Source organism: Kocuria sp. (genome assembly GCF_030538595.1).
In the GTDB taxonomy this organism is placed as follows: domain Bacteria; phylum Actinomycetota; class Actinomycetes; order Actinomycetales; family Micrococcaceae; genus Kocuria.
Window position 1 is genome coordinate 53,292 of sequence record NZ_JAUNTS010000006.1, and the last position, 12,849, is coordinate 66,140.

At 63.0% G+C, this 12,849-nt stretch carries 11 protein-coding genes; all 11 read right to left on the minus strand.

The window, feature by feature from the left end; all coding sequences use genetic code 11:
• Window positions 1–123: 123 nt before the first annotated feature.
• The 11 genes from dnaE to murC all read right to left on the minus strand — a co-directional run bounded on the left by dnaE (window position 124) and on the right by murC (window position 12,809).
• Window positions 124–3,633 carry a DNA polymerase III subunit alpha gene (gene dnaE / locus Q4G32_RS06695; protein ID WP_441327477.1) on the minus strand — a complete coding sequence of 1,170 codons (3,510 nt, stop codon included), beginning with the start codon at window positions 3,631–3,633 and terminating at the stop codon, window positions 124–126.
• A 132-nt stretch (window positions 3,634–3,765) separates the two neighbouring features.
• A complete protein-coding gene (locus tag Q4G32_RS06700; RefSeq protein WP_303350196.1) occupies window positions 3,766–4,704 on the minus strand; it encodes an RluA family pseudouridine synthase in 939 nt (312 codons plus the stop codon).
• Window positions 4,701–5,246, minus strand: a complete 546-nt coding sequence (gene lspA / locus Q4G32_RS06705; protein ID WP_303350198.1) for a signal peptidase II — start codon at window positions 5,244–5,246, stop codon at window positions 4,701–4,703. The genes Q4G32_RS06700 and lspA overlap by 4 nt, the downstream gene beginning before the upstream one ends.
• A 26-nt stretch (window positions 5,247–5,272) precedes the next feature.
• Window positions 5,273–5,899, minus strand: coding sequence for a DivIVA domain-containing protein (locus Q4G32_RS06710; RefSeq protein ID WP_303350200.1), 627 nt, complete (start codon window positions 5,897–5,899; stop codon window positions 5,273–5,275).
• Window positions 5,900–6,202: 303 nt separating this feature from the next.
• On the minus strand, window positions 6,203–6,496 hold the full coding sequence (locus Q4G32_RS06715; RefSeq protein WP_303350201.1) for a YggT family protein: 294 nt from the start codon (window positions 6,494–6,496) through the stop codon (window positions 6,203–6,205).
• An 8-nt stretch (window positions 6,497–6,504) separates the two neighbouring features.
• Window positions 6,505–7,176 carry a cell division protein SepF gene (gene sepF / locus Q4G32_RS06720; protein ID WP_303350203.1) on the minus strand — a complete coding sequence of 224 codons (672 nt, stop codon included), beginning with the start codon at window positions 7,174–7,176 and terminating at the stop codon, window positions 6,505–6,507.
• A 46-nt stretch (window positions 7,177–7,222) separates the two neighbouring features.
• Window positions 7,223–7,966 carry a YggS family pyridoxal phosphate-dependent enzyme gene (locus tag Q4G32_RS06725; RefSeq protein WP_303350205.1) on the minus strand — a complete coding sequence of 248 codons (744 nt, stop codon included), beginning with the start codon at window positions 7,964–7,966 and terminating at the stop codon, window positions 7,223–7,225.
• The gene (locus tag Q4G32_RS06730) at window positions 7,963–8,778 is read right to left on the minus strand and encodes a polyphenol oxidase family protein (protein ID WP_303350206.1); all 816 of its coding nucleotides are present in this window, start codon (window positions 8,776–8,778) and stop codon (window positions 7,963–7,965) included. The genes Q4G32_RS06725 and Q4G32_RS06730 overlap by 4 nt, the downstream gene beginning before the upstream one ends.
• 85 nt (window positions 8,779–8,863) lie before the next feature.
• Window positions 8,864–10,105 carry a cell division protein FtsZ gene (gene ftsZ, locus Q4G32_RS06735; RefSeq protein ID WP_303350207.1) on the minus strand — a complete coding sequence of 414 codons (1,242 nt, stop codon included), beginning with the start codon at window positions 10,103–10,105 and terminating at the stop codon, window positions 8,864–8,866.
• Window positions 10,106–10,404: 299 nt separating this feature from the next.
• Entirely contained in the window at window positions 10,405–11,049 is a 645-nt protein-coding gene (locus Q4G32_RS06740; protein ID WP_303350208.1) for a cell division protein FtsQ/DivIB, read from the minus strand.
• Window positions 11,050–11,402: 353 nt separating this feature from the next.
• On the minus strand, window positions 11,403–12,809 hold the full coding sequence (gene murC / locus Q4G32_RS06745) for a UDP-N-acetylmuramate--L-alanine ligase (protein WP_303350348.1): 1,407 nt from the start codon (window positions 12,807–12,809) through the stop codon (window positions 11,403–11,405).
• Window positions 12,810–12,849 lie beyond the last annotated feature (40 nt).

Below are 12,849 nucleotides of genomic sequence, written 5' to 3' on the forward strand. Positions count from 1 at the left end.
GTGGGAGCCCCTCCACCTGCCTCAGCGGTGACGGGGACATTGTCCGCACCTGTGGACGGTTCGTGGGTGGGCTGGCTGCTGGAATTCACGCCATCCATTCTACGGTGGCGTACGGGCAGCTTCTCAGTTGGCCACTTCCAGGCATGCCGGGCCCAGCAGCACCTTCAGATCCCCGAACAGCGCCGGAGAGGCAGAGACCCGGTACTGCGGCGGCAGGGACCAAATTTGCAGGGAACGCTGGGTCTCCAGGTGCACCCGGACTTCCGAGTCTCCGCGATGATTGCGCAGCACCTCGGCCAGAGCATGCACGGTGTGTTCGGTGGCCTTGTGCTCGGCCAGCGCAATTTTGACCGGACCGGAGTGCCCGTCCGGATTGATCTCCGGAACGGTCAGTTCCATGGCGGACAGGGAGGTGGAGCCGTCGTCGCGCTTCTGCAGGCGCGCCTTGACCGAGCAGATCAGGTCTTCGGCCAGGACTCCCGCAATGGGTGCGTAGGTCTTGCCGAAGAACATGATCTCCACGGAGCCCGTCCGGTCCTCCAGTTCAATGCGGGCGTAGGCATTGCCGGAGGACTTGGCAATCCGGCGCTGTACGGAGGTGATCATCCCGGCAACGGTCACAATGGCGCCGTCGGGCTTCCCGCCGTCTTCTGCCAGCAACGCTTGGACGGTGGTGTCCGAGTACTGTCCCAGGGCATCGTCCAGCCCGCGCAGCGGGTGATCGGAGACGTAGAGCCCCAGCATTTCGCGCTCGAACGACAGCATGTCCTTCCGCTCCCACTCGGGCACATCAGGAACGTCCACCTGGGTGCCTTGCGAATCCTCCGCTCCGGAATCATCCCCGCCCATGGCGAACAGATCAAACGTGAACTCACCTTTGGCTTCGTTCTTCTTCTGGGCGACGACGTCGTCAATCGCCTGCTCGTGGCACATCACCAGGGACCGCCGTGTGTGGCCCAACTGGTCGAAAGCACCGGATTTGATCAGCGATTCAATGGTGCGTTTGTTGCACACCACCACCGGCACTTTGGAGAGGAAGTCGTTGAAGGAGGTGAAGGAGCCCTTTTCCTCACGGGCATCCACAATGCCCTGGACAACGTTGGCACCCACGTTGCGCACAGCGGCCATGCCAAAGCGGATGTCACTGCCCACCGGGGTGAAGGTGATCACCGATTCATTGACATCCGGGGGCAGTACCGTGATGCCCATGTGGCGGCATTCATTGAGGTAGAGCGCCAGCTTGTCCTTGTCATCGCCCACTGACGTGAGTAGGGCGGCCATGTATTCGGCCGGGTAGTGGGCCTTGAGATAAGCGGTCCAGTAGGACACCAGACCGTAGGCGGCCGTGTGCGCCTTGTTGAAGGCGTAGTCGGAGAAGGACTCCAGCACGTGCCACAGGGTTTTGGCGGCGTCCTCCGAGTACCCGTTGTCCTTCATCCCGCCAAAGAACGCGTCCTGCTGCTTGTCCAGCTCGGACTTCTTTTTCTTGCCCATGGCCCGGCGCAGAAGGTCCGCTTGACCCAGGGTGTAATTGGCCACTTTCTGGGCCACGGCCATGACCTGCTCCTGATACACGATCAGGCCGTAGGTGGTGTCCAGGATCTCCGCCAGGGGCTCTTCCAGCTCCGGATGGATGGGGGTGACTTCCTGCTGGCCGGTCTTGCGCAGGGCGTAGTTGGTGTGCGAATTCACGCCCATGGGGCCGGGCCGGTAGAGCGCCAGCACAGCGGAAATGTCCTCGAACTCATCGGGCTGCATCAAGCGCAGCAGGGAGCGCATGGGGCCACCGTCCAGCTGGAACACCCCCAAGGTGTCCCCGCGAGCCAGCAGCTCGTAGGAGGCTTTGTCGTCCAGTTCCAGGGTTTCCAGGTCCAGCACAAAGCCGTCCCGGTTCAACGTGATGTTCTCCAGGGCATCGGAGATGATGGTGAGGTTGCGCAACCCCAGGAAGTCCATCTTGATCAGCCCCAGGCCTTCACACGTGGGGTAATCGAACTGGGTGATCACCTGGCCGTCGGCCTCGCGGCGCATCAGCGGGATGATGTCAATGAGCGGGTCCGAGGACATGATCACACCGGCCGCATGCACACCCCACTGCCGCTTGAGCCCTTCCAGCCCCGTGGCGGTCTCAAATACCTTGGCGGCTTCCGGGTCTTCCTCCAGGACCTCTCGCAGCTCACCGGCTTCGTCATAGCGCTTGGCGTCCTTGTTGTAGACATCGGCCAGGGAGATGCCCTTGCCCATGATGTCCGGCGGCATGGCCTTGGTCAGCTTCTCCCCCATGGAGAACGGATAGCCCAGCACCCGGGAGGAGTCCTTGAGCGCCTGCTTGGCCTTGATGGTGCCGTAGGTGACAATCATGGCCACCCGTTCGTCACCGTATTTTTCGGTCACGTACTTGATGACCTCTGAACGACGGCGATCGTCAAAGTCCACGTCAAAGTCCGGCATGGACACACGTTCCGGGTTGAGGAACCGCTCAAAGATCAGGCCGTGTTCCAAGGGGTTCAGCTCGGTGATGCGCATGGCGTAAGCCACCATGGAGCCCGCACCCGAGCCACGGCCCGGACCCACGCGGATGCCGTTGTCCTTGGCCCAGTTGATGAAGTCGGCCACCACCAGGAAGTACCCGGGGAAACCCATCTGCTGGATGATGCCTTTTTCATACTCAGCCTGGTCCCGGGCATCCTGCGGCACCCCGTTGGGGAACCGGTAGTCCAGTCCCGCATCCACTTCCTTGGCAAACCAGGAAGCCTCGTTCTCGCCCTCCGGCACGGGGAACACGGGCATGAACTTGCCGATGGATTCATCAAACTCCACGTGGCAGCGTTCAGCGATTTCCAGAGTGTTGTCGCACGCTTCCGGGTAGTCGCGGAAGAGGTCACGCATCTCCGCAGGCGATTTCAGGTAGAACTCATCGGCGTCGAACTTGAAGCGCTTGGGGTCAGCCAGAGTGGAACCGGACTGTACGCAGAGCAACGCAGCATGGGCTTTGGCATCTTCTGCGTGCGTGTAATGGAGGTCATTGGTGGCCACCAACGGCAGGTGGAGGTCCTTGGCCAGCTTCATCAAATCCTGGTGGATGTTCTTCTCGATCCCCAGGCCGTGATCCATGATCTCGCAGTAGTAGTTTTCCGCACCAAAGATGTCCCGGAACTCAGCAGCAGCCTCCACCGCCTCTTTGTACTGCCCCAATCGCAGGCGGGTCTGGATCTCGCTGGAGGGGCACCCCGTGGTGGCAATCAGCCCCTTGCCGTACTGATTCAGCAGCTCCCGGTCCATGCGCGGCTTGTAGAGCTGCCCTTCCAGGGAGGCGTAGGAGGAGGCCCGGAACAGGTTTTGCATGCCTTGCGTGGTTTCAGCCAGCAAGGTCATATGGGTGTAGGCGCCACCACCGGAGACGTCTTCGCGGCCGCCTTCGTGAAACTTCACCCGCGAGCGATCCGTGCGGTGCGTGCCCGGAGTCACATAGGCCTCAACGCCAATGATCGGTTTGATTCCGGCTTTGTTGGCCTTGGCCCAGAAGTCGTAGGCACCGAACACGAATCCGTGGTCCGTGGTGGCCAGGGAGTCCATACCGTTGGCGTGACAGGCCTCAAAGAGGTCGTCGAGTCGGGCTGCACCGTCGAGCATTGAATACTCGGTGTGCACGTGCAGATGCGTAAATCCCTTGCCCTTGGTCACCGAAAGAGTCTAGCGGTCCGCTCGGACAGCCACGGGTGCAACCCACCCGGCGCCCACGTGAGGAAAGACTCTGGAATCCGCTCAGGGACCGCCGTCGCGCAGGGTCTCCAGGGCGTAGTCCAAATCTTGGGGATACGCACTCTCAAAGGTGACCTGCTCCCCCGTGGCGGGGTGTTCAAAGCCGAGCCTACGGGCATGCAACCATTGTCGCGTCAGGCCCAGCGCAGCCGACAATCCGGGGTCTGCCCCGTAAGTCAGATCACCGCAACAGGGGTGACGCAAGGCGGAGAAGTGCACGCGAATCTGGTGTGTTCTCCCGGTCTCCAAATGGACCTCCACCAGGGTGGCTCGGCCAAAGGCTTCCAGGGTTTGGTAATGCGTCACGGAGTCACGGCCGTCATCCACCACGGCAAAGCGCCATTCATAGCCGGGGTGGCGCCCGATGGGGGCGTCAATGGTGCCTTCCAGGGGGTCCGGAAGCCCCTGCACCACCGTGTGATACACCTTCTCCACCGCTCGCTCTTTGAACGCCCTTTTGAGGGCGGTGTACGCGTGCTCTGTGCGGGCCACCACCATGAGCCCGGAGGTGCCCACATCCAGGCGATGCACAATGCCCTGGCGTTCAGCAGCCCCGGAAGTACTCACGGACACCCCGGCACCTGCCAACGCGCTGACCACGGTGGGGCCTTTCCACCCCGGGGAGGGGTGTGCTGCCACGCCTGCGGGCTTGTCCACCACCACAATGTGGTCATCCAGGTAGACCACCTCGAATCCCGCCACCACCTCCGGGGTGATCGCCGCCAGATCCACCGGCTCCGGTAGCAGTACGTCCACCTGCATACCGGCGGGCAGCTTTTCCGATTTGGCCACAGCGCGTCCGTTGACGCTCACCGCACCTTCCCGCAGCAGCTTCCCGACGACGGTCCGGGACAGTCCCGCCATCCGGGCCACTGCCGCATCGGCACGCTGGCCCTCCAACTCTGCGGTGACAATCAGCCGCTGCCTCACCCGCTCCGTCATGCCTGAGTGGATTCTGCGTCCGGGTGCTTTTTCTTGGGGCTGTAGCGCGTACCGTCTGCCTCCCGGCCGGTCAGCAGCAGCAGGGCGATCAAGGCGATGCCGACCACCACACCGCAGTCCGCGATGTTGAACACGGCAAAGTGCTGAACGTGAATGAAATCCACCACGTGACCGTTGGGGAACCCTGGCCAGCGGAACAGGCGGTCGGTGAGATTTCCCAGCGCACCCCCCAGCACCATGCCCAGTCCCAGAACCCAGGGCCAGCTGCGCACACGCGGCAGGTAGATCAGAATCCCCACGGAGACCACCGCCATGATGGCGGTGAACAGCCAGGTGTAATTCTCTCCCAGGGAAAAGGCCGCACCGGGATTGAGAATGTAGTGCCATCGCAGCCAGTCACCGAGCACGGAGATGGATTCGCCCAATTGCATGGTGCGTTCCACAAAGGCCTTGGTGGCTTGGTCCAGGACGTACACGGTCAAGGCGGTCAACGCAGCCCCAAGCAGGTAGAGCTTGGGGCTGCGGGCGTTTCTTCTAGGCACTGGCTGAACGGTGTGCTGAACCGGTTTCAGGCCTGGTCGGTTTCTGAGATGACAGCCGGTGCGGTCTCAATGTCATGCAGCTGACGGGAGATGAACTCCTTGAGGCTTTCACGGTAGCGAGCCTCAAAGCCCTTGAGGTCATTGACCTTCTGCTCCAGGGTGCCGCGCTCCTGCTCCAAACCGGCCAGGACTTCATCCTTGGACCGCTGGGCGTCAGAAACCATCCGCTCCGCGTTGCTCTGGCCTTCGGCCACCAGGCGATCATGCTCGGCACGGCCCGTGGCCACGTAGTCATCGTGCAGCTTTTGTGCCATGGCAACCAAGCCGACAGCCTGCTGGGAGGCATCCGATTCCGCCGGCTGGGCCGGCTCAGCGGCCGCTGCAGCCTGGACGGGCTCCTCCACAGGGGTGGACTCCGCAGCTGGGGCAGCCTCATCCGCAGTGGAGGACTCCGCAGCCGTCTCCTGAGTGCGAGCGGGCTGCTCACCGGCAGCCTCAAGCTGCTGGGTCAGACCTGCGATCTCCTGGTTCAGATTGCGCAGTTCCAGGACAATCTCATCCAGGAAATCATCAACTTCATCCTGGTCATAGCCCTCGCGGAACTTGGTGGGCTGAAACCGCTTGTTGATGACGTCTTCAGGAGTCAAAGCCATGGGGTGTTTTCTCTCCTCGTGCAGGTCATTGCGAGGGCTGGCGCCCAAGGTGGTGGACCGGTTCAACAGATGGATCAGTTCTACGGGGTCACTGCTGACTCCCCGAAAGCCAGCCCGGCCACGGTGAGTTCAGGTGACCCTGTGCAGGTGTGGTCCACCGACGCAATGGTCTTGGTTCTCCCAACACAGTACATCCTCCGGCGCGGTTCCCCACTGTTGGGTTGCCCGGCTGTCCACCGGAAAGCCCACGACTCACCGCGGCCAGCTACCGCACCTGATGCCTCACTTGAGACAACGTCCGGGTCAGTTGAAAAACAAGGTGGCCAGCACGCCACGCAGAACCGTCAGACCAAAGATGAGAATGATGGCCGAAAGGTCCAGGGCAATGCCCCCCATGCGTAGCGGAGGAATCAAGCGACGCAACGGCTTGAACACGGGGTCCGTCACCGAATAGATCACGGTGGCAAAAACCAGCATGAACCCGCGGGGACGCCAGTTACGCGACCAGGAGGTCACCATCTCCAGCACAAAACGGGCCAGAACCGTCAACACCAGGAGATGGACCAGCACATACAAGATGCCCAGGATGATCTGCACGTCTACCCTCAGGCCGGTTCGGCGGATTCATCCGCGGCACCGGCGGTGTTGTCCACCACTTCCACGTAAGACGGGGTGAGGAGGAACACCGTGGTGGTGACCCGCTCAATGGAACCGTGCAGGGCGTAGACCAGACCAGCGGCAAAATCCACCAGACGTTTGGCTTCCGCCTCACCCAGATCCGTCAGGTCCATGATCACGGGGGTACCGTCCCGGAAGGACTCCCCCACGGACTTGGCATCGTTGTAGGAGCGCGGGTGCACGGTGGTGATGGTGCGCATGTCGTCGGCATTCTCTCGTGAAGTGGAGGGGGCGCGCTTGATGGGGGTCACCGGAGCGCGGTATTCGGCATCCCGCCGGGATTGCTGTGTACGGCCGCGGGGCGCAGACTGTGCCGCCGGCGCTGACCGAGTGTCCTCCGGTCCGCGCTGGGTGGAGGAAGCACGGCCTGCGGGCTCGGTGCTGTCACGGCGGGCAGAAGCCTGCTGACCCACCGGAGCCTGCGAGCGTTGCGAACGCTGGCCGGAGTCCGGGCGATCTGATCGAGCGGGGCGATCACGCGGACCAGCCGACTGGGCGGAACGTTGTGGGTCGCGGTCTTCAGGCACGCGGGATTCAGCGGGCGCATCAGGCTCTGCCAGGCCCAGCGCAATCATGGCTCGGCGCATTGACTGGCCCATGGATGGCTCTCCTTGATCTGCAGTGAAACGCGTGAGTTGGGGGGTCTCAGTTTTGACCCACCGGACGCGCACCGAGAATACCGGAACCAACTCTAACGTGGGTGGAGCCCCACCGGATGGCGGCCTCCAAATCGGTGCTCATGCCCGCGGAGATTCGATCCGCGTCCGCCTGCACTGTACGCACCAACTGCGAATATTCATGCAGGCGCTCAAACGCGGGGTCTGCCGCTTCACCCAGCGGAGCCACGGCCATGACCCCTTTCAATGCCAACCCTTCTTCCTCCACCACAGCCGCGGCCAATGCCTCCAGATGAGCCGGAAGCACACCTCCGCGACCCTCCGTACCGTCCAGGGAGATCTGAAGGAAACAATCCAAGTCACCCCGCACACACGGACCTGGATCAGCCAGCCCGTCAGCCACGGCGCTCCGGTGATTCCGCACGGATTTTCCCAGGGCGGTCACCAGGGATGGTCGGTCCACCGAGTGGACGCAGGAGGCGTAACGAACCACCGAGTTGGTTTTCTTGGACTGCAATTGACCAATGAAATGCCAGGTGGCTTCCGGGACCTCCGCGGCTTTGGAAGATGCCTCCTGGTCGCGGTTCTCCCCCATCTGAGTTTGCCCCAGAGCCAGCAGCCTCCGGACATCGTCAGCCGGGAAAAACTTGGTCACGGCAATCAGTTCGGCCGGTCCTTGGCCCACCTGACGGTCCAGCTCAGCTGCATCAAGGCGTTGCCTCAGCTCGCTGAGCCGCTGATCGAGTTCGGCCATCCTGGCATCAGCACTCACTCTTGTCCCGTCCCCTCACTCTTGCTGCCCTCAGTCGCTCGTGCCCCTACCGGCACGGTTTTTGCCCCCGCAGGCGCTGCGGCTGAATCCTCCGTGGGTGCAGTGGTGACCACACCCACGATTCTTCCGCTCCCCGGGTCTCTGCGGTGGGACGACAGCCCTGGATTCTCCAGGGTGCACGCCGGCGAATCCGCCACCTGTGGGCGTTGCACGCTGGCACCCAAGGTCTCCAGGCACTGCACGGCCGCAGAAGGCAGGTCCAGGGAGGTGGTGCCCCAGGATGTGGTGGACCTGATTCCCGGTCGTATGGCTTCGGAGTCCTCCGCCATCTCGGGCGGAACCTCGTAGCATCGCCCGCACACACTGGGGCCCACCACCGCGGTGATGGTTTCAGCACCGCGGTCCTGCATGGCTGTCACGGTGGCTTCCAGGACGCCGTCGAGCAATCCGTTGCGCCCGGCATGTGCCACGGCCGTCACGCACAGAGCCGGATTCTCCGGTGTGGTGCCCACCAGGACCACCGGAACGCAGTCGGCCACCATGACCGCCAGGGCGCGTCCGGTCACGGACACCGCGGCATCGGCCACGGGCACCTCACCGGGTTGCAGCGCATCCGCATCCGCAACTGCCACCCCGTGCACCTGGTTCAGGAACAGCATGCTGCCCGCAGCCACCCCAAGATCGGCCTCCAATGCCGTACGACGACGACGCACCGCGTGTTCGTCGTCGTTGACGTGCAGCGCAAGATTGCCTGCTTGGCGGTTGGTGAAAGCAATCTGGGCTGCACCCACGGTGGTGCGGTACCAGTACATGACGCCTCCTGGTCGATCCGGTCGGTGGAAATGCCGCAGCCGGGCATCCCTTGCGGGACGCCCGGCTGTGATCACGCGCGGGGACTCACTTCAGGAAATCAGGGAAATCCAGGGAGTCCTTGCGGTTGGCGGAACCCTTGACCGAATCCTGTTCGGCTGGCAAATCGACATCGAACCCGGCGTCGTCCGGGACATCGTCATTGGACTGCTGCGACCAACCGGCAGCAGCACCCGAACGAGCCGGTGCGGACTGGCCGCCACGCTGCGGGGCACGGCCGATGTTGGCCGGCTGGCCCGCTCCGGAGCCGAAAGCGGCGCGGGTGGAGGCGGCCTGCTGGGCTGCGGCGGAGGTGTTGTTCGCGTTGGTCTCCGGGGAGACCGAGTCGAAACCAGCGGCGATCACGGTCACGCGAGCCTGGTCGCCCAGGGCGTCGTCAATCACGGCACCGAAGATGATGTTGGCCTCCGGGTGGGCAACTTCCTGCACCAGGCGGGCGGCCTCATTGATCTCGAACAGGCCCAGGTCCGAGCCACCCTGGATGGAGAGCAGCACACCGTGGGCGCCGTCGATGGAAGCCTCCAGCAGCGGGGAGGCAATGGCCAGCTCGGCAGCCTTGACGGCACGGTCCTCGCCCTGAGCGGAGCCAATGCCCATCAGTGCGGAACCGGCCCCCTGCATCACGGACTTGACGTCTGCAAAGTCCAGGTTGATCAGACCCGGCGTGGTGATCAGATCCGTGATGCCCTGCACACCGGAGAGCAGCACCTGGTCGGCGGACTTGAAGGCATCCAGCATGGACACGTTGCGATCAGAGATGGAGAGCAAACGGTCATTGGGGATCACAATGAGGGTGTCGACTTCATCGCGCAGGGTTTCGATCCCGTTCTCGGCCTGGTTGGAGCGGCGACGCCCCTCAAAGGTGAAGGGGCGGGTGACCACACCAATGGTCAGGGCACCCAGGGAGCGAGCGATCCGAGCGATCACCGGAGCGCCACCGGTACCGGTGCCACCGCCTTCACCGGCGGTCACAAACACCATGTCTGCGCCCTTGAGGACTTCCTCAATCTCTTCCTGGTGGTCCTCAGCCGCCTGACGACCAACATCAGGGTTGGCGCCCGCACCGAGCCCGCGGGTCAATTCACGGCCAACATCAAGTTTGACGTCAGCATCAGACATCAACAGCGCCTGGGCGTCCGTGTTGATGGCGATGAACTCTACGCCGCGCAGACCTTCTTCAATCATGCGGTTGACGGCATTGACGCCGCCGCCGCCGATGCCGACGACCTTGATGACGGCCAGGTAGTTCTGGGGAGTCGTGGTGTCCATGATCACCTGTTTCACTTCGGGGGTCCGCCCGCCTGGGGGACGAACGGGCTGCTGTTGCGCCAGCCGCACAACCGGGACTCCGATTCCTTAACCTTCAAGCTGCGGTTCAAGAATGAGTGACCTGCGGATACGGCTCAGCTATTTCTTCCACGCAAAGACTAGCAACGGCCGTGAGGCGATCTGTACGCAACATGGTGTGTTGAGCAGCGCATCCGGGAAAATTTACGGACAAGCCTTCAACGTTCAGGCAAAACTTGAACAATGCAGCGCTGTGGCGTCACTCAATGTCACCGGGGTTATCACTCCAGGACAGGATGCTCAGGAGAAGAAACGTCATAAACGCTCACGGCACCCGTGGCTGCGCCGGCCTCCACCAGCTGTGCCAGCACCTCAGCTTTGAGGGCGCCCCGGGAAGAGTCCCCCCACCGCACCGTGATCCCACCGTCCAGTTCAAGAACCACCGTGGAGTTGGACTCCGCTTGCGCAGAGCTGACTTGTTCCAGCAAGGCTGAAGGCAAGGTGGAAAGTACATCCGCCACAAACGTGAAGTCCTCCGATCCCAAAATCTCCGTGCCACCTTCAATCACGGGAACGTTGAGATCAGCGGGATCTTCCACGGTGCGCAGCACGGTGCCCTCATGATCCACCAGGGCCCAGCTGGCGCCGTCTTGCACAGCGGCCACCGGCACACGTTCCGTCAGTTCCACCACCAACGTGTTGTTGGGCATGGTCATCACATGCACGGAACGCACCTGGGGTAGATCCCCCAGGCTGTCCATCACATCCCGTTCTGAAATGCGGGTCATGGGGACACCTTGAAACTGCTCCAGGTGTTGGGAAACTTCCTGGGAATCCGTCAGCTGGGCTCCTTGGACCTCGATGGAACGTACTGCCAGGAGCGGCGAAAAGAAGATCACCCAGGCCAATACCAGGGCCCCTACCAAGGCTCCGGCACTCCCCCAGAGGGCGCGACGACGTCGCCGTGTCCGGCGCTGCGCTGCTGTGAGTTGGTGCGAGCTCCGGTGGCCCGATCTGTGCGGCCCGTCCGGTCCCTCACCCTGTATGCGACGGCGCCAAGCACTGAACTGTCCACCACCCGAAGGGACTTCTTCATAGCGAGAGGTGTCCAGGTCCGAGACTTTGGAGTCGTCATTGACCAGAACGCTGCCCGGTTCCTGCCCAGATTCCGGCGGCGTGCCGTTCTCTGCGCCGTGCTCAGAGGGAGCCTGCGATTGGCCCGCGGACGAGGAATGTTTGCGGTTGAGCCGTGGCTGATGAGGGCGTTGCCCGGGAGCCATCAGACGGCGACTTCCCCGGCCAGTGCAGCCACCAGCTGCGGACCGTAAACCGTCACGTCCCCCGCGCCGATGGTCATGACCAAATCCCCCGGTTCTGCCTGGGAGAGCACAGCGGTGATGGCTTCCTGGGCATCCGCCACCGCACGCACCCGCTCATTGCCGGCCTCCGTGATCAGCTGCGCGGTGACTCCGGGAACGGGGTCTTCACGCGCTGCAAAGATCGGCAGCACCCACGCATGATCTGCCAGCTCCAAGGCAGCGGCAAACTCCCCGGCAAAAGCCTGGGTTCGGGAGAACAGATGTGGTTGAAACAGGGCGTGAACCTGATGCCCGTTGGCCACATTGCGCGCCGCTGTCAGGGCAGCCGCCACCTCCGTGGGGTGGTGGGCATAGTCGTCAAAAACTCGAATGCCGTTACCTTCGCCTTTGAGGTCAAAGCGCCGCGCTGATCCGTGGAAGCCGGTCAATCCACGCAGTGCATCTTCCGCTGGAACTCCGGTTGCCCAGGCGACGGCGAAAGCCGCCGTGGCATTTTGCACGTTGTGTGCTCCGGGGACGGAAAGACTCAACCGGTACCGGTGGGCATCCGCACCGTCACCGACCACCAGCGTGGCGGTGGAGCCAAGACCGTGGCTTTCGATCTGGTGAATCTCAATGTCCGCCGTGGGGTCCGTGCCGTAAGTGAGCACCTTGCCCCCGCTGTCCCGGAAACTCTGGGCCAGCGCGCGTGAGCCCGCATCATCCTGGCAGGCCACCAGTGTGCCGCCGTCACGAATGGTGGCGGCAAAGTCGTCAAAAGCCTGGAAGAAAGCCTCCGTGGAGGGGTAATGATCCAGATGGTCCGGTTCAATGTTGGTCACCACGGCCACGGTGGGGGCGTATTTCAGGAAAGAACCGTCTGACTCATCGGCTTCGGCCACAAACCAATCGCCGTGACCCAATGCGGCGTTGGAGCCCAAATCTGCCACGTGGGCACCGATGGCCCAGGACGGGCGGCGCCCCGCTGCTTCCAGCATCACGGCGATCATGGAACTGGTGGTGGTCTTCCCGTGGGTTCCGGCAACCGCCACCACATGTGAACCGTGCATGGTCACCGCCAGGGCATCCGACCGGTGCAGAACAGCAAGCCCCAGCTTCCGAGCAGCCGCCAACTCCGGGTTGGTCTCCCGAATGGCGGTGGAGATCACCACGGTGTCCACGTCATGCACGTTCTCAGCACGTTGCCCCACGGTCACGGTGGCACCTTGCTCACGCAGCTGCAGCAAGGCGGTGGATTCCTGGGCGTCGGAGCCGTGCACCGGGACGCCGTGGGCCAGCAGCAACCGGGCGACGGCGGACATGCCCGCCCCGCCTATTCCGATCAGGTGCGTCCGTCCCAACTCCTGCGGAGGGGTGTGGACTCCCACCTGTGCAGCACCGTTGTGGGCATCTCCACTGGCATCCTGT